Source organism: Corynebacterium epidermidicanis (genome assembly GCF_001021025.1).
Taxonomy (GTDB): domain Bacteria; phylum Actinomycetota; class Actinomycetes; order Mycobacteriales; family Mycobacteriaceae; genus Corynebacterium; species Corynebacterium epidermidicanis.
This window is the reverse complement of record NZ_CP011541.1, coordinates 2,549,648-2,576,276: the sequence shown is the minus strand read 5'-3', so window position 1 is coordinate 2,576,276 and position 26,629 is coordinate 2,549,648. Positions and strand designations below refer to the sequence as shown.

Annotated in this window: 28 protein-coding genes; 17 read left to right on the top strand and 11 right to left on the bottom strand. The window is 59.3% G+C overall.

From position 1 onward, the window contains the following. The first annotated feature begins 55 nt into the window (after positions 1-55). From CEPID_RS11785 to CEPID_RS11775, 3 genes are all read left to right on the top strand, one after another. Positions 56-1,549 carry a DUF1846 domain-containing protein gene (locus CEPID_RS11785; protein WP_047241122.1) on the top strand — a complete coding sequence of 498 codons (1,494 nt, stop codon included), beginning with the start codon at positions 56-58 and terminating at the stop codon, positions 1,547-1,549. 210 nt (positions 1,550-1,759) lie between these two features. Continuing rightward, the gene (locus tag CEPID_RS11780; protein WP_047241121.1) at positions 1,760-1,972 is read left to right on the top strand and encodes a type II toxin-antitoxin system Y4mF family antitoxin; all 213 of its coding nucleotides are present in this window, start codon (positions 1,760-1,762) and stop codon (positions 1,970-1,972) included. Continuing rightward, positions 1,969-3,135, top strand: coding sequence for a type II toxin-antitoxin system HipA family toxin (locus CEPID_RS11775; protein ID WP_083984469.1), 1,167 nt, complete (start codon positions 1,969-1,971; stop codon positions 3,133-3,135). The genes CEPID_RS11780 and CEPID_RS11775 overlap by 4 nt, the downstream gene beginning before the upstream one ends. A gap of 7 nt (positions 3,136-3,142) precedes the next feature. Here CEPID_RS11775 and CEPID_RS11770 read toward each other — a convergent pair whose 3' ends face one another. Both CEPID_RS11770 and CEPID_RS11765 read right to left on the bottom strand, forming a co-directional pair. Then, a complete protein-coding gene (locus CEPID_RS11770) occupies positions 3,143-4,072 on the bottom strand; it encodes a cation diffusion facilitator family transporter (RefSeq protein ID WP_047241120.1) in 930 nt (309 codons plus the stop codon). Next, complete coding sequence (locus tag CEPID_RS11765) at positions 4,069-4,566, bottom strand: substrate-binding periplasmic protein (RefSeq protein ID WP_047241119.1); 498 nt, start codon at positions 4,564-4,566, stop codon at positions 4,069-4,071. Before CEPID_RS11765 ends, CEPID_RS11770 begins: the two co-directional genes overlap by 4 nt. Positions 4,567-4,664: 98 nt before the next feature. Between CEPID_RS11765 and CEPID_RS11760 the strand changes: the two genes are divergently transcribed. From CEPID_RS11760 to CEPID_RS11750, 3 genes are all read left to right on the top strand, one after another. Beyond that, entirely contained in the window at positions 4,665-5,657 is a 993-nt protein-coding gene (locus tag CEPID_RS11760; RefSeq protein ID WP_052843565.1) for a winged helix DNA-binding domain-containing protein, read from the top strand. Positions 5,658-5,718: 61 nt separating this feature from the next. After that, positions 5,719-7,203 (top strand): mechanosensitive ion channel family protein, encoded by a 1,485-nt coding sequence (locus tag CEPID_RS11755; RefSeq protein ID WP_047241118.1) that lies wholly within the window; start codon positions 5,719-5,721, stop codon positions 7,201-7,203. 97 nt (positions 7,204-7,300) lie between these two features. Beyond that, positions 7,301-8,224, top strand: a complete 924-nt coding sequence (locus CEPID_RS11750; protein WP_047241117.1) for a YbjN domain-containing protein — start codon at positions 7,301-7,303, stop codon at positions 8,222-8,224. Here CEPID_RS11750 and CEPID_RS11745 read toward each other — a convergent pair. After that, positions 8,221-9,021 carry an Fpg/Nei family DNA glycosylase gene (locus CEPID_RS11745; protein ID WP_047241116.1) on the bottom strand — a complete coding sequence of 267 codons (801 nt, stop codon included), beginning with the start codon at positions 9,019-9,021 and terminating at the stop codon, positions 8,221-8,223. The genes CEPID_RS11750 and CEPID_RS11745 overlap by 4 nt on opposite strands. 4 nt (positions 9,022-9,025) lie before the next feature. Continuing rightward, positions 9,026-9,538 (bottom strand): 2'-5' RNA ligase family protein, encoded by a 513-nt coding sequence (locus CEPID_RS11740; RefSeq protein ID WP_047241559.1) that lies wholly within the window; start codon positions 9,536-9,538, stop codon positions 9,026-9,028. 58 nt (positions 9,539-9,596) lie between these two features. On the opposite strand from CEPID_RS11740, the gene CEPID_RS11735 reads away from it, so the two are divergent. Together CEPID_RS11735 and trhO are read left to right on the top strand one after the other, a co-directional pair. After that, complete coding sequence (locus CEPID_RS11735; RefSeq protein ID WP_047241558.1) at positions 9,597-10,181, top strand: VanZ family protein; 585 nt, start codon at positions 9,597-9,599, stop codon at positions 10,179-10,181. A gap of 10 nt (positions 10,182-10,191) precedes the next feature. After that, positions 10,192-11,124, top strand: a complete 933-nt coding sequence (trhO, locus tag CEPID_RS11730; protein WP_047241115.1) for an oxygen-dependent tRNA uridine(34) hydroxylase TrhO — start codon at positions 10,192-10,194, stop codon at positions 11,122-11,124. On the opposite strand, the gene CEPID_RS11725 is transcribed toward trhO, so the two are convergent. The 6 genes from CEPID_RS11725 to CEPID_RS11700 form a co-directional block, all read right to left on the bottom strand. After that, entirely contained in the window at positions 11,121-12,539 is a 1,419-nt protein-coding gene (locus tag CEPID_RS11725; protein ID WP_047241114.1) for a DUF222 domain-containing protein, read from the bottom strand. The genes trhO and CEPID_RS11725 overlap by 4 nt on opposite strands. A gap of 127 nt (positions 12,540-12,666) precedes the next feature. Further along, positions 12,667-13,143: a hypothetical protein gene (locus tag CEPID_RS11720; protein WP_047241113.1), complete on the bottom strand. Its 477-nt coding sequence runs from the start codon at positions 13,141-13,143 to the stop codon at positions 12,667-12,669. A 37-nt stretch (positions 13,144-13,180) separates the two neighbouring features. Further along, complete coding sequence (locus CEPID_RS11715; protein WP_047241112.1) at positions 13,181-13,837, bottom strand: SDR family oxidoreductase; 657 nt, start codon at positions 13,835-13,837, stop codon at positions 13,181-13,183. A gap of 24 nt (positions 13,838-13,861) precedes the next feature. Then, complete coding sequence (locus CEPID_RS11710; RefSeq protein ID WP_047241111.1) at positions 13,862-14,815, bottom strand: universal stress protein; 954 nt, start codon at positions 14,813-14,815, stop codon at positions 13,862-13,864. Positions 14,816-14,959: 144 nt separating this feature from the next. After that, on the bottom strand, positions 14,960-15,412 hold the full coding sequence (locus CEPID_RS11705; protein WP_047241110.1) for a MarR family winged helix-turn-helix transcriptional regulator: 453 nt from the start codon (positions 15,410-15,412) through the stop codon (positions 14,960-14,962). Between the two features lie 55 nt (positions 15,413-15,467). Further along, positions 15,468-16,559, bottom strand: a complete 1,092-nt coding sequence (locus tag CEPID_RS11700) for an inositol-3-phosphate synthase (protein WP_047241109.1) — start codon at positions 16,557-16,559, stop codon at positions 15,468-15,470. Positions 16,560-16,775: 216 nt separating this feature from the next. Between CEPID_RS11700 and CEPID_RS11695 the strand changes: the two genes are divergently transcribed. From CEPID_RS11695 to rplI, 7 genes are all read left to right on the top strand, one after another. Further along, positions 16,776-17,195 carry a DUF5318 family protein gene (locus CEPID_RS11695; protein WP_047241108.1) on the top strand — a complete coding sequence of 140 codons (420 nt, stop codon included), beginning with the start codon at positions 16,776-16,778 and terminating at the stop codon, positions 17,193-17,195. Then, the gene (locus CEPID_RS11690; RefSeq protein WP_047241107.1) at positions 17,188-19,362 is read left to right on the top strand and encodes a transglycosylase domain-containing protein; all 2,175 of its coding nucleotides are present in this window, start codon (positions 17,188-17,190) and stop codon (positions 19,360-19,362) included. Before CEPID_RS11695 ends, CEPID_RS11690 begins: the two co-directional genes overlap by 8 nt. 90 nt (positions 19,363-19,452) lie before the next feature. After that, a complete protein-coding gene (locus CEPID_RS11685) occupies positions 19,453-20,922 on the top strand; it encodes a glycosyltransferase family 87 protein (RefSeq protein ID WP_083984468.1) in 1,470 nt (489 codons plus the stop codon). Continuing rightward, positions 20,919-21,113 (top strand): hypothetical protein, encoded by a 195-nt coding sequence (locus CEPID_RS11680; protein WP_047241106.1) that lies wholly within the window; start codon positions 20,919-20,921, stop codon positions 21,111-21,113. Before CEPID_RS11685 ends, CEPID_RS11680 begins: the two co-directional genes overlap by 4 nt. Before the next feature lie 127 nt (positions 21,114-21,240). After that, complete coding sequence (gene rpsF, locus CEPID_RS11675; RefSeq protein ID WP_047241105.1) at positions 21,241-21,528, top strand: 30S ribosomal protein S6; 288 nt, start codon at positions 21,241-21,243, stop codon at positions 21,526-21,528. 74 nt (positions 21,529-21,602) lie between these two features. Next, positions 21,603-22,202 carry a single-stranded DNA-binding protein gene (locus CEPID_RS11670; protein ID WP_047241104.1) on the top strand — a complete coding sequence of 200 codons (600 nt, stop codon included), beginning with the start codon at positions 21,603-21,605 and terminating at the stop codon, positions 22,200-22,202. 129 nt (positions 22,203-22,331) lie between these two features. Beyond that, positions 22,332-22,784 (top strand): 50S ribosomal protein L9, encoded by a 453-nt coding sequence (gene rplI / locus CEPID_RS11665; protein WP_047241103.1) that lies wholly within the window; start codon positions 22,332-22,334, stop codon positions 22,782-22,784. A 358-nt stretch (positions 22,785-23,142) separates the two neighbouring features. Here the strand turns inward: rplI and CEPID_RS11660 are convergent, their stop codons facing one another. Next, positions 23,143-24,315 (bottom strand): alpha-amylase family glycosyl hydrolase, encoded by a 1,173-nt coding sequence (locus CEPID_RS11660; RefSeq protein WP_047241556.1) that lies wholly within the window; start codon positions 24,313-24,315, stop codon positions 23,143-23,145. 88 nt (positions 24,316-24,403) lie between these two features. Here CEPID_RS11660 and CEPID_RS11655 point away from each other — a divergent pair, with 88 nt between their 5' ends. After that, a complete protein-coding gene (locus CEPID_RS11655) occupies positions 24,404-25,012 on the top strand; it encodes a TetR/AcrR family transcriptional regulator (RefSeq protein ID WP_144413527.1) in 609 nt (202 codons plus the stop codon). An 87-nt stretch (positions 25,013-25,099) separates the two neighbouring features. Then, positions 25,100-26,629 carry a replicative DNA helicase gene (gene dnaB, locus CEPID_RS11650; protein WP_047241101.1) on the top strand — a complete coding sequence of 510 codons (1,530 nt, stop codon included), beginning with the start codon at positions 25,100-25,102 and terminating at the stop codon, positions 26,627-26,629.

The window sequence follows — 26,629 nt, the reverse complement described above, 5'->3', positions numbered from 1 at the left end:
TGATAGACTCAACGGGCGTACCTAATGCCGTAGATATTAAGGGGCGCACAGCAGCATGACTGCACACAAGATTGGATTTGACCGCGAGAAGTACATCGCGATGCAATCCCACCACATCAAAGAACGTCGCGACCAGATCGGCGGCAAGCTCTACCTCGAAATGGGCGGAAAGCTTTTCGACGACATGCACGCCTCCCGAGTTCTCCCCGGCTTTACTCCCGACAACAAGATCGTGATGCTGGAGCAGCTCAAAGACGAGATGGAAATTCTTGTCTGCCTCAATGCCAAGGATCTGCAGCGACAAAAGGTTCGCGCGGACCTTGGCATCACTTATGAGGAAGACGTGCTGCGCCTGGTAGATGCCTTCCGCGAGCAGGGCTTCCTGGTTGAACACGTGGTGATGACGCAAACCGAAGATGACAACGCGCAGGCCGCCGCGTTCAAGCAGCGCGCCGAGCGCCTGGGCCTGAAGGTGTGGATCCACCGCACGATCCCGGGCTACCCATCCAACACGCGCCTGGTGGTGTCCGAGGATGGCCTCGGCCGCAACGAATATGCGGAAACCACGCGTGATCTGGTGGTTGTCACCGCCCCTGGTCCTGGGTCCGGCAAGCTGGCAACCTGCCTTTCGCAGATTTACCACGAGCACCAGCGCGGAATCCAGGCTGGCTACGCCAAGTTTGAGACTTTCCCGATCTGGAATATTCCGCTGGATCACCCCGTCAATGAGGCTTATGAAGCCGCCACCGTGGACCTTGACGACAAGAATGTCATCGACCCCTTCCACCTCGCAGCCTACGGTGAGACGACCGTCAACTACAACCGTGACGTCGAGGTATTTCCACTGCTCAAGACGCTGCTGGAGAAGCTTTCGGGCCACTCCCCTTACCAATCGCCCACTGACATGGGCGTGAACATGGCGGGCCATTGCATTTCCGACGACGAGGTGTGCCGGGAAGCCGGCCGCCAGGAAATTATCCGCAGGTACTACAAGGAGCTGGTTACCGAGGCGCGCGGCGAGCTTGATCCCGTGGGTTCCGAGCGCGTAGCGATGATCATGGGTCGCCTCGGCATCGAAACTTCGGAGCGAGCTGTCGTGGCACCTGCGCTCGCACTTGCTGAGGAGACGGGCGGGCCAGCCGCAGCACTGGAGCTGGCAGATGGCCGTATCGTGGTCGGAAAAACCTCGCCTTTGCTTGGTTGCTCCGCCGCGGTGGTGCTGAATGCACTGAAGCTGCTAGCCGGGATCCCCGACGACGTACATCTGCTCTCACCTGCCTCGATTGAGCCGATCCAGGTGCTGAAGACCAAGCACCTGGGCTCCCGCAACCCACGCCTGCATACCGACGAAGTGTTGATCGCACTCTCGGTCTCGGCAGGTAGCGACGACAACGCGCGCCTCGCGCTGGAGCAGCTGCAAAATCTGCGTGGGTGTGACATCCACACCACCACGATTCTCGGATCCGTGGACGAAGGGATCTTCCGCAACCTCGGCGTGCTGGTCACGTCCGAGCCGAAGTTCGCGAAGAAGACGCTGTTTAGGAAGTAGCAGCTTGTGTGCCCCGGCCGGTGCTCTTGATTTTTAGCAGTGGCCGGGGTTTCGGCACGAACGTGCCGGTCTTTGGGTGCGGGGAGCTAAATTTCGGCTAGCGCGGGCGAAACCGGCACGAACGTGCCGAAAAGGGTTGTTCTGATATTGAATCTGTGCCAGACTTGACCTAACCGGCACGAACGTGCCGAAAAGGAACGTGGGGTGAGCATGCTGGAAGTGGCGGGACCGGTGCGTGAGCGTCGGAAAGTGCTGCGCCTGACGCAAAGCGAACTTGCGGACCTTGCGGAGGTCTCGGAACGGTTTGTGCGGGAAGTCGAATCAGGGAAGTCGAGTGTGCAGCTCGATAAGCTGCAGGAAGTGCTCGCGGTGTTGGGGCTCGAGTTGCAGATCGTGCAGTTCGTCCCCGAGGCGCTGCGATGAATGGCGACGTTTGGGTCGATGGACGCCTGGCGGCGACGCTCATGCGCGTTGAGGCCGGTGTGGAGTTTTCCTACACCGAGGACTACCTGGAACGACCGGGCCGGGCAGTCGCCACGACACTTCCTGTGACTCGAGATCCAGTGCGCACATTTGCGGGTGCGTTGCCTCCGTTCTTTGCTGGTCTGCTTCCCGAGGGCCGTCGCTTAAGCGTGTTGCGCCGTTCAATAAAGGCGTCTGCGGATGATGAACTTGCGTTGCTGCTTGCGGTTGGTACCAATTTGGTGGGGAATATCCAGGTAGTGCCATCTGGCACCGTGCCACCCTCGTTGGTTGATGTGGATAATTCTGCGCACATTGATCTCGACGCGCCGAATCTTGATCTGCGCAATGTATTTACCGAAGTCGGTAATCCAGATGCACATGGTTTGGCGGGGATTCAGGAGAAAGCATCTGGGCGTACTATCGCGGTGCCAATCGGCGTGGGCACAATTGTGAAAGTGAGCCCGCCGGAATTTCCGCGCTTGGTGGAGAATGAATATTCGTGCTTGAAGGCATTTGCATCAATGAAGTGGGGACGCGGGCATGTCGTGGACGCCAAGGTTATAGAAGACTCGCGTGGAATGCGTGCACTAGTTGTGAGGCGTTTCGACAGCAATGGTACGGTGAAATACCCGGTAGAGGATGCTAGCCAGCTATTGGGACGATATCCCGCGGACAAATATGAAGTGTCCTGGGAAGAACTCACGCACGGGGTTCTAGCAGTTACGACGACCCCTAAGTTAGCGGCGCGTTCGTTGGCCCTGCAACTCGCGTTTGGCTGGTTGAGTGGCAACGGGGATATCCATGCCAAAAATATCTCGGTGGTGGACTACGGTCGTGGATTTGAGGTTGCGCCCGCCTACGATCTACCGTCTACCGTGCCTTATGGAGATATGACATTGGCTTTGCCTGTCATGGGGAATCGGGAAGGACTGAGCCGGAAGCGTTTTCTTGCTTACTGTGAATCCATCGGTTTGGCTGAAAAGGTTGCTAACGACGTTGCCACACAGGCGCTGGCTGCGACGGCAAACTTGGGAGCGGAACTAGTAAGGGCGTGTGCTTTTGATGCTCGGCGCGAACGAGATCTGCTACGCGTGCTACGGCGCCGCCGCCAACACTGGTAGACCTCGCTCAGTACTCCGGCAGCGCGCGTACCGGCACGATTACTACGTCGTGCATTTTCCAGTCCAGGTCGGTGAGCATCGAACGGGCGTCGTTAAGCTGCTGCAGTGTGGGTTCCGATCGGGGCACGACAAAGGTCTCGGAGTGGAAGACGTGGCCCTGGTCGCGGATGCGGGTGTTGGAGGCGGCGACCCAGTCGAGTTCCTGAATTCTTCGGTCGACCTCGTGGAGCAAGGCAGGCACCTTTTCGTCGAAGGTGGTGACGCGGGTGTCCATGAGGTCGGAAACCGCGGCTTTCACGTTGGTGACACCGTCCTTGATGATGGACAGCGACACGAGCGTGGCCACCGCAGCGTCCATCCACCACAGGCCAAAACCGACGCCGAAGATGCCGATCGCAGTGCCCAGTCCGGTGGTCCAGTCGGCTTTGTTCATGTCTGCGTCGGCGTAGAGAACCTTGTCGTGCAGCTGTTCGGCGAGTTTCATCTTGAGGCGGCCCAGGATCATTGGCGGTGCGATGGACAACAGCATGACGACGATCATTGGCCACCCAGCCCACACGGCATGACCTGCCACGACGGTGAGGCCAATGGGTGGCTTTTCCTGTGTGACTAGACCCGAGACAGACTCATAGGCGAGCAGCCCACCCATCGCGAGCAGGGTAAAACCGGCAACCAAGTGGGCGATTCCGACAGCTCGATGGAAACCATAGGGGAACTTCTCGCTGGGTGGGCGCTTGCTGACGTGGGCTGCGACCAGGAAGGCAATTGGAGGTACCAGGGCGAGTAGGTCTTCCACCCAAGCGGCCTTCATGGCTTGGGACTGTCCCGCTACGACGCCCACGATGGCGACGGTGACGATCACGACTGCGATGCTGATCCACTGCAACCGGATGGCCTTCTTTAGCGCCTCGGCTCGTTGTTTGGGAAGACTGTTCATTGCACCTCACCTGTGGTTTCTGCCAGGTAGCGTTCGAGGGACGTAAGCAGGGCGTTCTCACCCATTGGCACCGCCATGACGGTCTTAGTTTCTTTGTCGTAGGGCCTGGTGAGGGCTACTTTCTTCGACCACTGGGTCTTCTTGGTGAGGCCGCCAATGATGACATCGATTTCGCCGTCTTCCAGCTGCTTTACGAGAGCTTCCTCGGAACCTGGAACCCAACGAGGTTTCGTGCCAATCGACTGCGCGAAACCGTCGATGAGCTGGGCTTCGCTGCCGGTGACAGCGCCGTCATCGTGGACATCGGTGTAGGGGAGATGCTCGGTGACGCCCACGCGGAGCTCTTCATGCTGTGCCCTATGGAGTGCGCCCTCGGAGTCTTTGGGTAGTGCCGATAAAGTGCTGCAGGAGGCTAGCCCCAGTGTCAGCAGTGCGGCCAGAACCGCTTTGTTGATTCGATGTGTCGTTAGATCTGCTTTTATTGATAGGTTCATCACGCGTTCCAGGATAATCGCCCATCAAACTGAAATATGCTGGAGAAGATCTAGCGGCTTAAAGCTTCATCAAACCGATACACAGAAGGTGCCCTCCGATGCCAGCCTCCCCAATCCACACCACTGACCTGCAGGACGAACAACTCCGCGAGTTGCGCGCCCGCCGACTTATTGCGCAGGCCTTAGTGCCAGACCGGGCGCTAGCTGATGGCCAGGCCGTGGCCCAGCACATGCTTGCCGTGCAAGGCCAGCTCTATAATTCGGGACTCCAAGCACTTGCATGCCGATCGCTGTCGAGCCAAGCTGAAACTGAAGAGCTCGTGCGTGCAGGGCAGATCGTACGCACCTGGTCACAGCGCGGAACGCACCATTTCTTAGCTGCCGAAGATGCGCGGTGGATGATGCAGCTATGCAGCCCCCGCATCGAGGCAGCCGCAGCTAAGCGGAGGCCCGGACTAGGGCTCACCGAGCAGATGTTTGACGCCGCGCGGTCAGCCCTGTTCGAGGCCCTACGCGAGGGTCCGGTGGCGCGCACTGAGGCCTACGCGCTTTTCGACGCCGCGGGCGTTGATCCTACCCAACAAAGGGGCCCACATATCCTGCGTTCGCTAGGATCACTCGGCGACATCGTGCAAGGCCCGCGGCGGGGAAGCGAAGATGTGTTCATGTTGACCGAAAATCTGCCGGTGGTGGCGCGTGAATTGGCAGGGGAGGAGGCGCTCGCGGAGCTCGGCACGCGGTACTTCCATTCCCATGGGCCTGCGACGGTGAAGGATTTGGCTTGGTGGTCGGGGCTCACAATTCGGGATGCGAAGACGGTGGCGAAACTCGCCCGAAACACGGTGGCAGTGGAACTGGCGGGCGTCGAGTATCGCATGGGTGAGTGGCAGCTCAGCGTGGAATGGGAAGCACTGGAGGCTGCACTGGCATTGAGATTGGAACTGCCGGCATTCGACGAATACCTATTGGGTTACGGTGACCGATCAGCCGTGTGTCCAGCAGATTTGGTGCCAATCGTTGGGCCGACCAAAAATGGGATGTGTCGGCCTTTCGTAGTGGAGCAGGGTGTGGTTGTGGGGGCTTATGGGTAGCGACCGCAAGATATGTACCAGCTCGAAGGCAATCCGCGGGCGCTCAAACTAACCTGGAACCATGCCAATCGGTTACATTCTCGAGCTCATCAAGCAGTGGATCATCACCCATGGGATCTTCCTGGGTCTGCTGGTCATCGTTGGTTTCCTGATTCCACGGGTCGGTCGCCGGATCATTGATGGGGCCAGCCGCACTGTGGAGGATGGGACGGAGGCGGCGAAGGGTCGCAAGGCGATCACTGGTGCGATGGTCTACATTGCAGAAGCTGTGGCTTACACCGCGTTGGTCATCGCGGCGATGCGCAACCTCGGTATCAATCTGGCGGCTGCGGCGATCCCCGCAACGGTGGTGTCGGCCGCTGTCGGTTTTGGCTCGCAGAAGATCATCGGTGACCTGCTGGGTGGCTTCTTCATCATCACGGAGAAGCAGTATGGCGTGGGGGACTGGGTGAAGTTTTATGGCAGTGCGGCGACGGTGGAGGGTGATGTTGTCGATATGACCCTGCGCGCTACCACTATCCGCACGATCAACGGTGAGGAAATCACCGTTCCTAATGGTGAGGCGCGAATGTGCGTTAATGCATCGGCACGCTGGGCGCGCGCGGTGATCGCGATTCCGGTGCCGATCACCGCTGGGTCGTCGGTAGCTGAAATCAACGCGCGCACGTTGGCCGCTGCGGAGGACGCCCTGCTCGACCCAGAGTTGAAGCAGCATGTGCGCAGCGACATCACCTTCCAAGCCGCGACTGCTGTTACTCCGCCTACCGCGATGGGGTTACCGTGGACGGCCACGATGCGCCTGCTTATCGACGTCGCCCCGGGCAAGCAGTGGCTGGTGGAAAGGGCAGTCCGGGCGGCGGTCCTTGATGAATGGTGGGAAGACTACGGCAAACGCGCCAGCAGTTCGCCGTTAGCCACCGAGGCAGTGACGCAAAAGATGTCTGAGCTGCTCGATACGCAGGAATTCCGGCCGATTTCGGCGGCCGCACTGGTGGGGACGGGGTCTGATGTGGCCTCCGCTGCGGAGTCGGAAGCTTTGGCGAATGCGGCCGAGAATGTGGATGTGCCACGGACGCAGGTGATGCAGGAGATCGTGGAGCGTGAGGATGATGATGTCCCGAAGCCACACCGGGGCCAGGGGATTTGGACGTTGGGCGGTCGAGTGCGTCCGTCTACGACGGTGTTGTTCCTCGCGTTGTTCGGGCTGCTGCTGTTGGGCTCGATGACGCTGTCCGGCGGAGAACGCTCGGATGCTGGCTGGTTGGCACCGAAGTCGCCGGTGACGGCCCCGCCGGAACCGTCTCTGCCCGCCCCGGTGCAGCCGGTGGTGCCGACGCAGCAGCCGGCTCCGGTGACGTCTGAGAGCGCTCCGACTCTCACCAGCGAGGTAACGCCAACACTTTCGACATCCCTGCCGTCGTCGGCACGCGGGGTCCGGGCGACTGAGACGGATGACCCAGTGGAGGAAACCACGGCTACCTCGGCGGAGGCGCCGACCACGGAACCGTCTGTTGTGGAGCGTGCTACGGAAACTCCGACAATGTAGACACCTTTTAGCTGGAATGTTCGATTTTCCTCGGGAAGATGTCTAGCCCGCCGGATATGGTGATGAGGCAGGTTGGCAGATACGAGGAGGATGCAACATGGAACTGTTTGACATTGACCCCATTGATAGTCGTGACATCGTCACCCCAGTCAGTGCGGTTCGGGCGATGGGGGCACTCACGGACATCGGAATTATGTACCGGGTCGACGATGACGACCCCAATGATTTCTACGCACACTTTGCCGGCTTCGTGATTCATTTCACCTGGGACGGTCCGTTTGAACCAGGCTTGCTCGTCAGTGCTCGGCTCTGGGGTCGCTTGCCGGAACGTCGGCTGGCCGACTTCCAGCGTTGGATGGTGGATTTTCATGCGGGCAGCTTCCAGCCCATCGCGACGTACCAGCAGCACGACGACGGTATCCATGTGGTCTTCCGCACCAAATTGTCTCTGAAGGGTGGCCTGTCGGACTCCCAACTGACGGCAAACGTCAAACGGCTTATCGACGGCATCATCGGAGCAACTTCAGATGCTGCGACGGAGTTTCCCGAATTGGCGGCGACGGAGCCTGGGTTTCTAAGTTCGATTGATGAGGAGAACCAGAATCTCATCCTCCCGGTAACGTTGGAACGCCTCCCGGTCGTGCTGACTGCGCTGGAAGTAGAGGACATTGAAAGTGATGGCGTGAACGTCGTTGGGCGCTACGGGGACCGGGAGTACGCCTGCAAGATGTTTGCTGGGGGCCTCTGGCTGCAGATGCGTAGTGAGTTCGAATACGAGATTGAGCCACAGCATCTCGGTGAGTTCACGGAGTTTGCCAATAAGAAGAACTCCGAGTGGCGGGATACAGCGGTGTACATCGAGGAGCTGGGGGAGAATTTCCGGTTGGTGTTTGAATCCAATACGCCAGTTCACATTGGCATGACCACGGCTCAGCTGGGGGAGGCGCTCCGAGACTCGCTATGGGGTCAGGACCGTCTAGCGCGGCAATGCCATGAGGAGCTTGACCTGGTAGATTTCTAGCGCTGACACCCCGGGCACCAAAACAGGTTGCGCCCCTCCATCACTTGGTGCTCGATCGGGGTGCCACACACGTGGCAGGGCTGGCCGGCGCGTCGATAGACGTAGACCTCCCCGCCGTGGTCGTCTTTCCGCGGCGGGCGCCCCATCGCCTCCGGGGTGTGCTCTGGTCGAATGGTGTCGATCCTGCCTTTCGTCACGCCGTCGGCCATCAGCTCGGTGAGATCCGTCCAGAGGGCGTCGAAAAGCGGGCGCGATAGCTGCTTGCCGGGCAGGAACGGGCTGATACCCAGGCGAAATAGGGGCTCCGCGCGGTAAATATTGCCGACGCCCGCGAAAAGCTTCTGGTCCATGAGCAGGGACCCGATGGTGCGGTTGGAGCGGTGTACGCGTGTCCACACCCATTCCGGATCGGCATCTTCGCGCAAGGGGTCCGCGCCGAGCTTTGCGAGGGTGTGGGCGCGGGCATCCTCCGTGATGAGTCGGCACCATTGCGGGCCGATGAGGTCGGCTGTGGTGTGGTCGTTTGCGATACGCAGCCGGGTAGTAGGTGTTGGATCTTTTGGCTCGCTGAGGTGGAACTTGCCGATCAGGCCTAAGTGAATGTGGATCTGTAGCGGGTGGTCGAACGTGATGAAGAGGTGTTTGCCGTGGGCGTCGGCTCCTATGAAGGTCTGCTGATCCAGCTGGGCTGCTTCGGTGGCAAACCGGCCCTGCGGCGACGAGACCTGCGGTGTTGTCTGGGTGAACGCGGAGTTGAGGTCGCGGGCGAGACGATGGATGACGTGGCCTTCGGGCATGGGGCTAGTTTAGGGGTCGCGGTTGCCCTGCTAAAACTCGCAGCTCTTGTGTGTCGGGGCGCCAGTATCCAGCGGTCACGGCTTGAAAGATGCGCGGGGCGTCGAGCTCATCTAAGGCTGCCACATAGTCGGGCACGATTTCACGTGGCAGACGCAAGCCTACGGTGAGATGCGGGGTCCAGCGATTGCCTCGGCCGTCGGGGTTGAGTGCGGACAGTTCGCGGGCAGCTTCCTCCAGTTCATTGGTGGTTTCGAGCAGCCAAGCGACCGTCTGCTTCCGCTTCGTGCCAAACACCACCGTGCCCACCCGCTGAAATTCCGCCGGGACCAGCCCACGTAGCAAGGAAGCGGCCCGATGTACGACTGTCGGCTGCATGGCGGGGGAGAAGGTTAGGGTGATGTGTGGCGTCTGGTGCTGCGTCGGAAAGCCGCGGCGGGCAAGCTCGGTGAAGACCTTACGCACGGCGTTTTCGTCGTCGGGGGAGAGGTAGAGCAGGAGGTTTTCGGGAGATGCCACGGTGTAGAGGATACGTTGCCTGAGAGACAACTTGTCGATTCACCTAGACTTGGCGGTTATGCGCAGACACACCGCTGAACCTTATCGGGACGCTACCAGAAGTGACGTGCTCGCAGTCGTGTACTACGTGCCAGTGCTCATCTTGCTCACCCTGCTCAAGGGCTATTTCGTCATTGGGCATTTGTGGCGCAAGGATAGTCACCACATCCGTGAGCTGCACCTTGTGCCGTTCCGGGAGATCTGGGGTGCGAGCACCTGGTTCGGGCCGATTTTCAATATCGTCGGCAACATGGTGCTGTTCGTGCCCCTGGGCATGCTGGCCTTTATGCTGCTGCGCAGTATCAAGCACGCGACTCTGCTTGGCTTGGCAACATCGCTTGTCATTGAGGTGTGCCAGTACGTGTTTGCCTTGGGCGTCACGGATATCGACGACCTGCTCTGGAACACCACCGGCGCGCTGTTTGGTGCGTGGCTAGTTTGGGCGACGGGGGTGCGCGTCGAGAAGCTGTGGCGGTGGGCGTGCCTGTTGTTTGCCACTGTGATCTATGTGTTGTACCTGTTGGGGCCACGGTTGGGCAGTGAAGAGAAGATGACGCCTGTGGCCTGCGTAACTTGTTTAGGTACTCCGGCGGTGGCGCATTAAACTTGGGCGCATGCAGCGCCTTTCCAAGATCCTCTTGTACTACAAGTTCCTTCCCATTTCTGACCCCAAGGCCGTGATGCTTTGGCAGCGTGAACTGTGTGAACGCCTCGAGCTCCGGGGCCGTATCCTCATTTCTGAGCACGGTATCAACGGCACCGTGGGTGGCGATATGGAGGCGTGTAAGGAGTACATCAAGAAGACTAAAGAGTACTTCGGCAAGATGGAGTTCAAGTGGTCTGAGGGTAGCGCCGAGGATTTCCCTCGCCTGTCTGTGAAGGTTCGCGACGAGATCGTGGCGTTTGGCGCGCCGGGTGAGCTGAAGGTCGATGAGAACGGTGTCGTGGGCGGTGGCGTGCATCTCAAGCCAGCGCAGGTGAATAAGCTGGTCGAGGAGCGTGGCGACGACGTGGTGTTCTTCGACGGTCGCAACGCAATGGAGGCGCAGATCGGTAAGTTCCGTGGGGCGGTGGTGCCGGATGTGGAGACCACGCATGACTTCATTCGCGAGTTGGAGTCTGGCAAGTACGACTGGATGAAGGATAAGCCGGTGGTGTCTTATTGCACCGGTGGCATTCGATGCGAGATTCTGTCGGCGCTGATGAAGAACCGCGGTTTCAAGGAGGTCTACCAGATCGACGGTGGCATCGTCCGCTATGGCGAGAAGTTCGGCAATGATGGACTGTGGGAGGGGTCGCTGTATGTGTTTGATAAGCGCATGCATGTGGAGTTCGGCGCTGGAGTAGAAGATCCGGGGTTTGTGCAGTTGGGGCATTGTGTCCATTGTGGTACGGCGACGAATAAGTTTGAGAACTGCGGAAACCTGGACTGTCGTGAGTTGACGTTGATGTGTCCGGAGTGCGCTTCGAACCCGGCGAAGCGGGTGTGTGGCAAGCCGGAGTGCGCGGAAGTTGTGGCTGCGCAGGGGGTAGCGACGCAGGCTTAAGCTGCTTGCTGGCATCGCACACATAGGGGTCGTTGGAATGGTGGTTCGGGCGCTGGGGTGTGCAGCCCGAACCGCATGAGTTGACCGGGGGAGAACCAGGTGGTGGGGTTGAAGTTTGCTTGGGGTCTTCGTTCGGGGTCGATGATATCTGGCGGGCGCCACAGCATCTGCCCGCTCATGGTGCAGAAGGTCCACCACTTTTTGCGATTTGTCCTGGTGTTGTCGATATTTCGGTGGACTTTGTGTCCGACTAACATTAGGTTATTCGGGACGGTCTGCCCGCCGAAACGCCATGCCTCAATGTGGTGGATTTCGCATCGTGCTGCGGGAAGGTCGGAACCCGGGGTCATGTCCCCGCCCTGCGCAGCCAGCAATCCGAGGTAGGCGTAGACATCGGCTGCCCGTTTCGTCTTGCCTAGTTCGATGAGGTTGCCGGTGTCAGGGTCGAGAATTGCGAGGAACGCATTGCGATCCGCCCCCAGGCGCAGGAGGTCGCGGATCGGCAGCATCGTGCCAACATCGGTGGGTACCACACCGGCTGCCACGTGGAGCTGCTCTAGCGACATCGACGCGACCACGGTGCTACACCCTCGCGTGGGCGGCATCGGACCCTCGCGGTGCAGCGCGTGCTTCAGCGCTGCCACCAACGCGTCGTGAGCCCGCTGCCCGGCGGCGCGAGGGTCATCCTGCTTATCGACGCCCGAAGTCAAGTCCCCCGGGCCGGCATAGTCAGCGAGCAGGCGCCGCAGAAGCGCATCTAGTTCTGGCGTGGCCTTGATGCTCACATTAGACATGAGGTCGGCTTGCTGATCGGACAAACGAAGGTTGCGTTGGCGTTGGCGTTCCTTGTCGCTTGGCTCGGAGTCCGCGTTGAGTCCTTGCAGGATTTTCAGTCCAGCTTTGCGTAGGTCTTCCGGTGCGAGGATCTCGGCGAACCCGGCCATCCGTTCCTCCACCCACGCGACGGTTTCCTCGGGCGTGTCAACTGGTACTTGGTCGAGGCAACGAGAAACCTCAATGACGGAGGCGAAACCAAATTTGGCGGCTTGCACGCCGGCTGCGGTATGTGGCAGGCGGGCGGGGCGGGGTTCGGGACAGGAACCGGTAGGCGGCTGGGGGAAGAGTTCTTCGGCAAGTTTTGTGGCTTGGCGTAGTTGGCTCCGGGCGAAGCGACCCTGATGGATCCGTTTGTTGGTACTCGAACGTGATTGCGGATTATATGCGTTTTCTTGACGTAGCTGGTTCAAGATTGTCGCGGTGCTTAACTCGGTAAGGTGTTCTATCTTGCGCACCTGTAGTAGCAGTTCATCGAGTTGCTCCACGGAAACGTGGGATTTTGAAAGCAGGCCAAGTAGCTGGCTCTGCCCAGCAAGGATCTGGACCAGCTTTTCGTTAATACTTTCGAAATCTAACACGCCCGCATTTTAGCACACGCAGGCAAATTACTCCCCCCCGTTTATAGTGAGGCCTGTTCAGGAGCCCTATTGGCCACCCCCAATTTCTGGCCGCCACGACCTCGAAAAGTCCCCAGCAAGCCCCCGCCTATTGCCCGACGATAGCCATCGTTCCGAAGCCGGTTATCCAGGTCAACGCCCACGGGATCAGGAACCAGATCACTCCGAACCACGGCTTCCAGCGGTCATACTTCTTCCATTTGCGCCAGAGGATGAACATCGCGCCGAAGACGCCGAGGAGCGAGAATCCGCCGGTGAGGACGGGGAAGAGTATCTCGTACTTTCGGGAACAGATGAGCGTGCGTGCCCCGGCGTCGCACACCGGCCCGCCCACGGTTTTCGATGTGATGGCGACCGCGACTCCAATCAGGATGGAGATCACGCACACCGCAACTGTGTACCACACGGCCTGCTTGGTGGAGCGTCGATTGCGTTGTTCGCGCAGGTGAGGGTGCGCCATGTAGTCCAAGTCTGTCATGGGCTTGTGGCGATCTTCCTCGCTCACCGTATCGAGCTCAGGATCGAAACGGTAGCCTTCGGCACCGGAGTTGTCAGGATCTGTCATGGGTGCCTCCTTCATACTTAGTGGTCTGTGTAGCAGTCTAGCTCCGTGGTCGCAGCTCGATGCTGTTCGGCTGCGTATCCGCAGGCAGCTGTACCAGGTTGAGCACCGCGGTCGCTACGGTGTTTGACTGCAGGAACTTGGCTCCGTCGTAGGTGCCGCCTTCACTCTTGACGATTGCTTCCTGCATCGGCGTGTCGATGCGCCCGGGATGTACTGAAGTCACCCGAATCTTAGGCTCCTCCGCGCGCAACGCGTCGCACCAGGCTCGAGCCGCGAATTTCGAGGCAGCATATGTTCCCCAGGTAGGGTTCGCGCGCAGCCCGGCACCGGAATTAATGTAGATGACATGCCCGCCCGCAGCACGCAGGGCAGGGAGTAGGGCGTTTGTCAGTGCGACCGGCCCCAACAGGTTCACGTCCATCGCGGCCTGCCAATCGCTCAGCGTGGTCTCTGAAACCGGGCTCAACTCGCACACACCGGCGCAGTGCACCAACAGGTCGCAAGCGGACAACTCCGGAATCTCGCCGAGGTCCGGAAAATCTGCCTGCCACCAGTGCACCTCAGAAGCCTCGAAAGCGGGCGCGGTCCGATAGTGCGCATACACCGTATATCCCAGGTCCGCGCACTGCTTTGCGACGGCTAATCCCACCCCACTACTAGCTCCAGTAATTACCGCAATCTGTTTAGCTGACATATCTCCAGCCTAGGCCACGTGCCCCTAAGTCGAGGGGCGAATAATGACCGGAACAGGGGCAAAGTGCAGCAACTGGCTGGTTTCCGACCCCACAAAAACTCGTTCGATCGGCCCCAACGGAACGCTGGCGAGATAGAGTAGATCGCCCTTCTTCCACTTAACCGCCTCGATGGAGTTGGCCCAATTGCGCCCGGACCCAACTTCAGTTTCCACATCCAGCGCAGGGTAGTCGGCAGCCACCACATCGTGGGCACGGTCGAGGGCGGCATACAGGCGTTCGCGCCACTGCACGGACATTTCCGAATGGACGCCGACTGGTGCGATGAGGGTCGAGTCGTCGTTAAGCTCCGGCGAAATAGCCACGATGCGCAGCGGCACCTCCCATTGTTGGGCGAGCCCGGCAGCGTGCTTGAGTACCGATTTGTCCTGCTCGCCGGGCACAAATCCATAGTTGATGCGGGTGACGCCTCGCTTGGAGAGCTTCATCGAATGCGGGATCAAACCGAGCGGATACGGGGAGGAATTCAACAAAATGTCCACGGTGGTCCCGGAGAGGAACCGCCCCTTCGGCGCGACATCCAAGGTATTCATGATGATGAGGTCAGCACCAAAGTCCTGCGCCTCTTTCACCAGTAAGGATGCCTCAGAGGTCCCGTCCCGGAAAACGCTGACCTCCCCAGCCCAATGCCGCTTTTCGACGCCCGAATCCAGCAAGGCTTTCTTAACGGCGGATTCGCATGCTTGCGCTTCTTTGGTGAACCACTTCTTGTACTTCCCACCCATTTTTGACAGTGAAGTGGCGGGCCAGGGCCGGACGAAAGTGCTGATGACTTTCACCTCGACTGGCGTGCTGCGGGAGAGCCAGGCGACGTAGTCGATGACGGAGGCTGAATCATGCGACTCGCTATCGTTCGCGCCCGGTCGCCAATTGACGAGCACCCGGTATGGCGCGGTGGACTTCGGGGATTTCTTGGCCATCAACGTTTCTTTGTTCGTCGGTTGACCAGAACAAGGTGAAGTGTGCGTTAAATAAAGTCAACCATTTTCTGTTGCCATCATAACAACAAGTTAACTCGCTCAACGAAATCTACCGGCAGGGCCGACGGTAGTCATCCCAAAAGACTACTCAGATTGATCCGGCTGCGGATAAACCTCAGACATCTTGTTGATGATCGGCACAACTGCGTCGATCTGAGCCAATTCCTCTGGTGTCAGAGTGGCTAGTATCTTCGCGAAGGAGGCGCTGCGCTCTTCGCCTACTTTCTGCAGCTCGGCCAATCCACTTTCGGTGATTTGCACGTGCACCCCGCGACGATCAGTTTCATCACGCACGCGTTCAACGAGCTTGCGCTGCTCCAGCTGGTGCAGCGTGTTCGACGCCGTGGGCATCCGAATGCCTTCCTGGCGAGCGATGTCACTGATGCGACGGGCCTCACCTTCGGCCAAGCTGGTCAGAATCGTCAACTGTGGACCAGACAACGACGAAGGGGTGGCTTTACGGAAATAAGTCACATAAAGCTTCGTCAAAGCTGGTCGTACAGCATCGGAAACCTGTTCAGGGGTTAACGCACTCATAGCAATAATGAAACCACATTTGCGCTCATGAGTGTGGAACCCGCAGCTCAGCGCGTTAGTTTCCCTGGATGAACTTTTCCAGCTCAGCGCGAGCTTGGTCGTCGGGAAGCTGTCGCGGTGGGGACTTCATCAGGTAGGAGGAAGCCGGATGGATTGGGCCAGACAGCCCGCGATCCAGGGCGATTTTTGCCGCCCGGACGGCGTCGATAATGATGCCCGCGGAGTTCGGTGAATCCCACACCTCGAGCTTGTACTCGAGATTCAGCGGCACTTCACCGAATGCCTTGCCCTCGAGGCGGACATAGGCCCACTTGCGGTCGTCGAGCCATTCCACATAGTCCGAAGGCCCGATGTGGACGTTACGGTCCTCAATTTTCCCCGCCAAGGGGCCGGACAGGTTGGAGGTAACCGCTTGCGTCTTGGAAATCTTCTTGGATTCCAGGCGGTCGCGCTCCAACATGTTTTTAAAGTCCATGTTGCCACCGACGTTGAGCTGCATGGTGCGCTCGAGGCGTACGCCTCGCTCCTCAAACAAACGCGCCATCACGCGGTGCGTGATGGTGGCGCCGACCTGGCTCTTGATGTCATCGCCGACGATCGGTAGGCCAGCAGCCTCAAACTTTGCCGCCCACTCTGGATCAGACGCGATAAAAACTGGCAGCGCGTTGACGAACGCACAGCCGGCGTCGATAGCGCACTGCGCGTAGAACTTGTCCGCCTGCTCCGAACCCACTGGCAGGTAGGAGACGACAACATCGACCTGCGCCGCTTTCAGTGCCTCCACTACATCCACTGGTTCCACAGCGGACTCGGTGACGGTCTCTCGGTAGTACTTGCCCAGTCCGTCCAAAGTTGGGCCACGCTGCACCTCGACGCCCAAATGTGGCACGTCGGCGATTTTGATGGTGCAGTTCTGGCCTGAACGCAACGCCTCCGACAAGTCTTTGCCGACTTTTGCGTCATCAACATCGAATGCAGCCACGAACTCGACGTCGGCGATGTGGTAATCGCCGAACTGGACATGCATCAAGCCTGGGACGGTCTCAGATGCAGGCGTGTTGCGATAAAACTCTACGCCTTCCACGAGTGATGTGGCGCAGTTGCCACAGCCGACGATTGCGACGCGAACCTTAGTATTCTCGGTCATCTTCTCCCTGCTGTCTTTCTGGGGTTGGCCACTTAAGCAACAAAGAAGTCGCTGGCGGTGGCCCGTGCTCCCCAACCTAGCTCGCAGGCCACGCAATTTTCCCCTACTGCCTGCTGCTTTACCGATCAAGGCTTCGTCTTTATCGATAAAGCCACCCCGGAAAGGAACGGGTTGTGCCCGACACCCGGTTTTCGCTAGCTGCCTATACTTAAACGAGTGCTTTACTTTACTCACCTGGTCAGCCACCAGCTGGACCGCAAACGCATGCTTGCGCAGTGGCGAAGCGGAGCGATCACCGCGGATACCGTGTGTGATGCGGATTTCCTGCTGGTCACCGCGGCGAAGTTCCACGGCGTGCCGTCGCAAAGCCCGTGCCCGGTGTGCGAAAGTAGCAATTTGCGCGTGGTGCTTTGGATATTTGGGGAGCACTTAGGAAGAATGTCAGGTACAGCACGAGACCTGTCGGAAATTGAACACATCGCGCAGCAGCGGGATGGATTCATCGTGCACACTGTAGAGGTGTGCCCGGACTGCAAGTGGAATCATCTCTTGCAGGCCGCTACCGCAAGGTGGCAGCCGGGAACTGGCACGACCGGACGGACTATAGATAATGGATCGGACAAACTAGGTGAGTAGTACAACGAGAGCAAAAGGCGGGCGTCGGCGTCGCAAGCATGCGAAGAAGCGCTGGTGGGCGAGTGGGCTGCTCACCGCACTCCTCGTGTTTATCGGGGTGCCTGCGCTGATCATCGGCAGTTTGTATGCGGTGGCCGACGTCCCGGAGCCCGAGGAACTCGCCAACAATCAGATCTCGCTCATCTTGGCTTCAGACGGCAAAGAAGAACTCGCGCGCGTAGTCCCGCCGGAAGGCAACCGCACCCAGGTGCCAATCGCTGACATCCCGCAACCGGTCATCCACGCTGTACTCGCGGCCGAAGACCGTGAGTTTTATAGCAACCGTGGTTACTCGTTGACAGGCTTTGCGCGTGCAGCGCTGGGCCAACTCACCGGCAATGACAGCGCAGGTGGAGGCTCCACCATCACCCAGCAGTATGTGAAGAACACCGTGGTGGGCAATGACCATTCCTACAAGCGCAAGCTCAACGAGCTGATCTACTCGGCAAAAATGACCAAGGAATGGTCTAAGGACGAAATCCTCGGCGCGTACCTCAACACCATCTACTTCGGACGCAATGCTTACGGGGTGGCGGCAGCCTCGAACGCCTATTTTGGTAAACCACTCGATCAGCTAGGCCCAGCGGAAGCGGCAGTGCTGGCGGCATCGATCCAGCGCCCGAGCCAGCTCGATCCGTGGACGAACCGCGCCACCGCGGAAGACCGGTGGAATTACGTGCTCGACGGCATGGTCTCGACCAAGACCCTCGACCCGGCCGAGCGCGCTCGCTTGACCTACCCGGAGACCACCGACCCGGCCCTCAACCGCGCGTACACCGAAGCTACTGGCACCAACGGGCTGATCAAGAACCAGGTGATGGCCGAGCTCACCGAGCTAGGCCTGACAGAAGACGACGTCAATACCCGAGGCCTGCGCGTGACGACGACCATCGACCCGAATGTGCAGCGCAACACCGTCGAGACGGTCCGTGATTCTCTGCAGGGCGAACGCGAGAATATCCGCACTGCGGCAGTGACGATTGATCCTAAAACCGGGGCCGTCCGTGGTTACTACGGTGGTGAAGAAGCTAGCGGTTGGGATTACGCCAACGCCGGGGTGCAAACGGGCTCAACTTTCAAGATCTTCGGCTTTGCAGCAGCCATGCAGCAAGGTATCTCCCCCAACGCTTACTATTCCTCCGCGCCCGTGAAAACCGGTGACGCGGTAGTCGAAAACAATGAAGGCTCCGGTTGTGGCAGCTGTTCCATCTCCACCGCGCTGAAGCAGTCCCTGAACACCAGCTTCATCCGACTGCAAAAAGACCTCGAGAATGGCCCGCAAGACACCGCGGACATGGCGCACGCCTTAGGCGTTGCACGCGAGTTGCCTGGCATTGGCGAGACCCTCAAAGAGCAAGGTGCCAGCCCCTATGAAGGCATCATCCTGGGCCAGTACCAGTCCCGTCCGTTCGACATGGCCGTAGCCTTGAGCACGCTCGCCAACGAAGGCGTTTGGCACAAGCCGCACTTCGTGCAGCGCGTAGAGGACAGCTCCGGACAAGTGCTCTACGAACACGCTGACACGCCCGGGGAACGACGCATCTCCAAGGAAGCCGCGAACACCACCATCAACGCCATGGGCCCCATCGCGGCCTGGTCGAACGGTTCGCTAGCGGGCGGTCGCCCTTCGGCTGCGAAGACCGGCACCACTCAGCTTGGCGACACCGGCAACAACAAGGATGCCTGGATGATCGGCGCGACCCCACAGCTTGCAACAGCAGTCTGGGCCGGCACAGTCGACCACTCCGCACTGCTGAACTCCTACGGTGGCATCATGTACGGCTCCGGCTTGCCGACGCAGATCTGGAAGGGAATCCAAGACAAATCCTTGGCCAACCAAGATTTCCAATACTTCCCCAAGGTCGATGGCGTGGGCTACAACTCTGGTCGTCAGTTGAACAACCAAGCTCCAGTACCCGCCTACACAGCTCCGCGATCGGGTGGCTCCAGCCGTACCCAAAACCAGATACCTCAGGACACCGCCGAGACCCCCGGTGATGCACAGCAACCCGAGGCCCCAGTCCAACCAGTAGTGCCGGCACCGGCTCCCGCGCCCGCGCCAGCGCCAGCGTTGCCACAGGCGCCAGTCCTGCCAAACCTGGGTGAATTGCTCGGTGTGCGCCCATAACAAGGCGTATTGCCAGTAAGGTAATCACCAGTTAATGCGCGATATGAATAGGGATGCCAGCGGGCGTCGATAAGCAGTGCAAAGGAAAATATGGCTGTGAAAGAATCCACGATCACCGTCCGCCCGGCATCCGCCCAAGCAAAGGATGCGATTGCGCAGCGGGTCAGCCCCGCGCGCACCGAACCCATCGCGCGCGGTTTCATTGAGGGGATCGGCGGTCCGCTGGGGCGCTTTGCCGCGCCGGGCACGCAATCGTGGTGGACGCCGCTGCGGGTGCTCATCGCTACCGCGCTGACCACCCTGAGCTTTGGCTTTCTTTCGAAGGCTAACTGCATCATGGGCGTGCGTGGCGACGCCGGGGTGGGGCTGAACTGGTCAGGCAACCGACAGTTTGTCTCGGCCTGCTACAACGACATTGTCCCGATTTTCGGCCACCACGGGCTGGACAAGGGCACCTTCCCCTACGCGTTTTCCTGGGTAGAAGACGGGATCACTCGCTATATGGAATACCCGGTGCTCACCGGCCTTTTCCAGTGGGTGTGCGCACTTATTGCTAACGCGCTGTACCCGATCGTCAACGCAATTCCTGGCGCGGTAATTCCGCAGGCCGCAGTGTACTTCTGGGTGACTGCCCTCGTGCTCTCTGCTGCCTGGGTGCTGAGCGTGAAGGTAGTCAGTGAACTCGCGGGCAACCGGGTGTGGGACGTGGTGCTGATGGCAGCGTCGCCGCTCGTGATCTCCTACGCCTTTTCCAACTGGGATATCCTCCCGATCTTGTGTGCCGTCTCCGGGTTGCTGGCGGTACGCCGCAACAAGCAATGGGCAGCCGGCGTCTGGTTCGGCATCGGCGCAGCGTTTAAGCTCTGGCCGATCTTCCTTCTGGGTGCCTTCCTTGTGTTAGCCCTGCGTAATCGTCGCGTAGGCCTGATGGTGCCCCTCGTTTTGGGCGCAGCCATATCTTGGCTGCTAGTGAACCTCCCGATCATGATCTTCTACCCGGCAGCCTGGAACGAGTTCTTCCGCCTCAACTCCACCCGCGGCGCGGAGTGGACCACGGTGTATGCCCTCGGCCAACGCATCGGGTTCCCCGCGCTCACCATCGATCAGATTAACCTCGTGAGCTTTGTTGGTTTCGCACTGAGTTGTGTTGCCATTGCCATCCTGGGATTGCGGAGCCCACATGCGCCACGAGTCGCCCAGTTGGCCTTCTTGATCGTGGCCGCCTTCCTGTTGTGGAATAAGGTGTGGAGTCCGCAATACTCACTCTGGCTGGTCCCACTGGCAGTGCTGGCACTGCCGAACTGGCGCCTCCTCTTTACCTGGATGACCGCGGACGCGCTTCTTTGGCCGATCCTGTGCTGGCACATGCTTGGCGAAGATAAGCTCGGTGCGCCGGGAGAACTGCTCAACGCCGCCATCATCGCGCGCGACGGCACGATCATCGCAATCGGCGTCCTAATCGTGGCAACGATCCTGGGCAAGCGTGCAGACAAAGTTGCGCTAGCCCACGAAGGGCGTGACCCGCTGGCAGGGCCATTCGCTCGCGGTGGTGGGGCATGACGAACACCGAGATGCTCATCATGATTGGATCCGTGTTCCTCGGTTTCCTCTGCATGATGGCCGGGTTCGCGTCGTTCATGTACAAAAAGTCGCTCCGACAAGTCTGGACTCTGGTGGCTTTCGCCTTCCTGTTCTTGACGATTATCCCAGTCGCCCTGGCCATCGGCTGGGGAACCCAGTGGTTGCACTGACCCGGTATTGGTTTTTCGTCCGAAGTGCGGTATCTTTGACAGGTTGCTGACGCAACGACCCTCCTGCCATGCCTAAAGATGGGTGTGGCCGATTCCAATTACTAGACCATAGGAGGTGATGAGGTCCGTGCGTCAATACGAACTCATGATCATTCTCGATCCTTCACAGGACGAGCGCACTGTAGGCCCGTCCCTAGACAAGTTCCTTGAGGTTGTCCGTAAAGAAAACGGCACCGTGGAAAAGGTAAACATCTGGGGCAAGCGACGTCTCGCTTACCCAATCAACAAGAAGGATGAAGGCATCTATGCCGTCATCGACCTCAAGTGCGAGTCCGCAACGGTGCTCGAACTTGACCGTCTTCTGAACCTGAACGACGACATCCTGCGCACCAAGGTGCTGCGCGTCGACGCGTAATTAGGGAAACTGGAAACAGCCAACCTAGCAATTCCACAAATCGCTACGCAGCTCGCACGCAGAAAGGTATCAACATGGCCGGAGAAACTGTCATTACCGTGGTAGGCAACCTCGTTGCCGATCCTGAACTTCGCTTCACCCCAGCTGGGGCGCCAGTGGCTAATTTCCGTATCGCTTCCACCCCACGGACGTTGAATCGTCAAACTAATCAGTGGGAAGATGGCGAGGCTCTGTTCCTTTCCTGCAACGTGTGGCGGCAGGCAGCCGAAAACGTCGCGGAGACCCTAACCAAGGGCATGCGCGTCATCGTCCAAGGCCGACTCAAGCAACGTTCCTATGAAACCCGCGAGGGCGATAAGCGAACGGTGTTTGAATTGGAAGTGGATGAAATCGGTCCATCTTTGCGTTATGCAACCGCGCAGGTCAACCGTAGTCAGGGTGGCCAAGGCGGCGGCTTCAACCAGGGTGGCTACAACCAGGCAGGCCAAGGCAATCAAGGCGGCCAGGCTCCACGCGGTGGCTTCGGCGACCAAGGTGGGTTTGGTGGCCAATCGGGTCCAGCCGGTGGCAATCAGGGTGCTCGCACTCAAGCAGCTCCGGTAAACGACCCGTGGAACAGCGCTCCTCCTGCTGGTGGCGGTTTTGGTGGCGTTGACGACGAGCCTCCGTTCTAACTCCCAAGTGGGGCGAAGGCTGACGTCAAGCAGGTATTCCCCAGATAGAAACTTTAATTTTCACAAACTTCCACTTCACCTACCGTCGCAGTCCGGCTGTAGGTGGGTGTCACACGAAAGGCAGGGATCATGAAGCTGATCCTCACCGCCGACGTTGACAAGCTCGGTGTCGCAGGCGACATCGTTGAAGTCAAGGACGGCTACGGACGTAACCTACTGCTTCCACGTGGCTTGGCAATCGTTGCCACCCGTGGTGCAGAAAAGCAGGTAGAGGGCATCAAGCGTGCCCAGGAAGCTCGCGCTATTCGCGACATCGACCACGCACGCGAAGTGCGCACCCAACTCGACAACCTTGAGGGTGTTGAGGTTGCAGTTCGCACCGCAGACTCTGGCAAGATTTTCGGTTCTGTCTCCGCACAGGACATCGTTGATGCAGTCAAGGCGGCCGGTGGCCCGTCCTTGGTCAAGCACAACATCGAACTGCCAAAGGGCCACATCAAGACTCTGGGTTCTTACCAGGTCAAGGTCCAGCTGCACGATGACATCACCGGCAAGATCAACTTTAAGGTCGTCGCAGCCTAATCTAGGCACTCTGCGACGGCGGCTAATTTCATAGCCCAACGACAACAGCGCACGTGTGGCCCTGGCGGTTTCCGCCGGGGCCACACGTGTTTCAACCCCAAGTAAAGGGTTGGGGATAACTTCGCAAAACTTGGGGACAACTCCACAACCATTCCCTCGCCAGCATGGGTGCAAGACCCACTTTGTCAAATCACCTGGTCGCATCGGCGTGTCGCAGGAGCTGATCGGGAAAATGCGGTTTTACCTGCGCGAATGATAGTAAGTTACGGAGTTGAATGACGGCATCGAGGCCGAAATTTTTTATCCACAATTCATCCACATTCACTCCACATAGTTATCCACACGGGCCTGTGGATAACTATGTGAGTTGTACGTGGATTTCCACCTCATCATGGGCGGAGATCACGGCACGGGGTTGACCGGTGAGCCACAACTCCACCTCCACCCAAGCCTCCCCCGAGTGAGCCCGGAAACGGTAGTGTTCGTTGTCCAGGTGGAGGGTTTCCACGTGGGCGTCGACAAGCCAGGCATGTCGACGGCGGAACGCAATGAGTCGCTGGTGGAGCTCAAACATGGGGTTCGGTGGAAAAGGCGAGCTAGGGAACATGGGGCGGATGGCGTCGTCGCCGCCCTCGCGCTCCTCTTTGACTCCAGTGAAACCCTGCTCGTCACCGTAGTAAATCGCCGGGATGCCGGGGACGGTCATCAGCAAGGTTAAGGCCAGGGCGGCTTTTGGTGCGCCGACTTGGCTGGCGATGCGGGTGACGTCGTGGTTGCCGATGAAGGTGTACGGAATGAAGTTGGAGAGTAGCTGTTGGTGGCGTTGTAGGCACCAATCGAGTTCGTAGAAGTTGGCGTCGTTGAGTGAGCTGAACGTGGCTTTCCACAGCTCGTACTGGGTGATGCTGCCGATGTGGCTGGCGAAGGCGGGGTATTCGCCGTGGATGACCTCTCCGATGAACCAGCTTTCGGGGAAGTCGCGTTGTACTTCGGGGATCACACTGTCCCAAAATTCCGCCGGTACGGCGTAGGCGGCGTCCAGGCGCCAGGCATCAATGCCGCGGTCCAGCCAGAACTTCATCACATCGCGCACCATTTCCGCGGTCTCAGGCCGGGAATGGTCGAGCGTTTGGAGGCTTTCGTGTCCCTCGAAGACATGGTCGGCGAGGACCAGCTCCGGGAAATGCCCGCTGGCAACATGGTTAAACACCCCGTCGAGCATGATTCGGATTCCCTTGGCGTGGCAGGTAGCAACGAGCGAGTCGAAGTCGGACAGGCTGCCCAGCCGGGGGTCGATGGTGAAGTAGTCGGTGGTGTCATACCCGTGGGTGCGGGATTGGAAGATTGGGCCAAGGGCCAGGCCGTTACAGCCCAGCTCGATGAGGTAATCCAGCCAGGATTCAATATGGCGCAAGCGCGGGGTCAGAGCTCGTTCGCTATCATTGGCCGGACGCACGGCGGCCCCGGTAAATCCCAAGGGGTAGACGTGCCACCAGATTGTGTCGCGGGTCCAGGTTGGGTTTGTAGGCATTTTCATGGGTTCCTTCGAGTGGGTTGATTAGTGTAAGACTCTCACTAACGTTAGTGAGAGTCTTACACTAGTGCGCTATGCTGTCAACATGTCCGCTGAAATCCCACGTCGCACGCGGCTAACCCCGACAGCGCGCAAGCAAGCCATCCTGACTACCGCCGCGGAGCACTTCGCGTCCCTGCCTTTCACGGACGTCTCCGTGAGCGCGATCGCCACTGATCTGGGTGTATCTGTCGCCCTGGTGCATAAATACTTCCAGAGCAAGAATGGGCTCTTTGCTGCAGTGCTTTCCACCTGGTTGGCGGACGTGGCGGTCGTGCAACAGCGCGAACTCGACGAAGTAGTTTCCACCGCGCCGAAGCAGGATCGGGTCACCGCGTGGGTACGAGGCTACCTTTTAGGGCTGGCCGCGCTACCGAGTGACAAGGCACGCCGACAGGTCCTGCACGGGCACGATGATGCCGACGCAACTGCAGTACGCGCCCGGGCGGCCGAGCGTAATGCGCAGAAACTCAGTGAAATCGTTGCCCCCAATGTCAGCGAGCGAGACCGCTATGCTCTGCTAGCCGGGGTGGGAGCAATGACAGCGGTAGCGGCGCAGTGGGCGGAAAAGGGCTGTCCAGAACAGCAAATTTGGCCCGCAATCTCGGCGGTAGTCGGGGCTATTCACGGTAGTTTGGGTGACTGGCAGCGTTAGGGTAGCTCAGCGGGTCCCTACCGGCGTGGCGGGCTAGAATGAAAGCTTGGCCAGACCGGATCGAGCGGCGATGAGAGTGGTAGAACTATGACGCATCCAGAAGAATCATTCGACGATTCCACCCCATTGCCTCCGGAACCAACCCACGAGGATCCGTCTTACGAAGATTTCACTGCGTCCTACTCGGATATCGTCCCAGAGTTTGGCGGTTCGGTGACACGCTACAGCGGCGACGACTTCCGTCGGGATCGCAAGGGCTACCGCGGTTCCGGCGAGGTCGCGCAACAGCGAACCTTTGGTCGGCAACCTCCGCAGGACCGTGAGGCGGAAATGGGTGTACTCGGCGCGATGTTGGTCTCGCCCACCGCGATTGTTGACATCATCGAAAAGCTCACGCCCGACGACTTTTACCTGCCTGCGCACCAGCTGATCTATCAGGCGATGCTCGACCTGTTTTCCGACGCCTCCAGCATCGACCCGATCGTCGTGGCCGCTCGACTCGACCGCAACAATGACCTCGAGCGCGTCGGCGGAGCGCCCTACCTGCATACCCTGCTCAACGTGGTGCCAACGCCGGCAAACGTCTCCTATTACGCGGATATCGTCGCCGAGAAGGCCATCCTGCGCAGGCTTGTCGACGCTGGCACGCGCGTCGTCCAGCTCGGCTATGAAGGCACCGAAGGCGCTGAAGTGGACACGGTCCTGGACTTGGCGCAGCAGCAGGTCTTCAATATTTCGCAGAAGCGGACCACCGAGGACTACGCCGTGCTGGCCGATATTCTGGAGCCCACCATGGATGAGCTCGATCAGATTGCCTCGGTGGGTGGTTTGGCGCGGGGCATCCCGACGGGCTTTATTGACCTTGATAACCTCACCAACGGCCTGCATGGTGGGCAGATGATCATTATTGCTGCGCGCCCCGGCGTTGGTAAGTCAACCTTGGCCCTAGACTTCATGCGTTCCTGTTCGATCAAGCATGGGAAAACTTCCTGCATCTTCTCGCTGGAAATGTCCAAGTCTGAGATCGTGATGCGTTTGCTCTCCGCAGAAACTGAAATCAAGCTTTCGGATATGCGCTCGGGCCGCATGAGCGATGACCAGTGGGCTCGTCTCGCTCAGCGCGTCGGCGAGATCGACCAGGCGCCGCTGTTCATTGACGATTCCGCGAACCTCACCATGATGGAGATTCGCTCGAAGGCCCGTAAACTTAAGCAAAAGCACGATCTGCAGATGATCGTCGTGGACTATCTCCAGTTGATGAGCTCAGGCAAGCGTGTCGAGTCTCGCCAGCAGGAAGTCTCCGAGTTCTCCCGTCAGCTCAAGCTGCTGGCCAAGGAACTCGATGTCCCATTGATCGCTATCTCCCAGCTCAACCGTGGGCCGGAAGCTCGTACCGACAAGCGCCCGCAGATCGCCGACCTGCGCGAATCTGGCTCGTTGGAGCAGGACGCCGACATGGTCATGCTGCTCTATCGCCCGGACTCCCAGGACAAAGACGACGAGCGCGCCGGCGAAGCCGATATCATCTTGGCTAAGCACCGTGGTGGCCCGATCGACACGATCCCGGTCGCCCACCAGCTGCACTACTCCCGTTTCGTCGACCTAGCTAGGGGATAA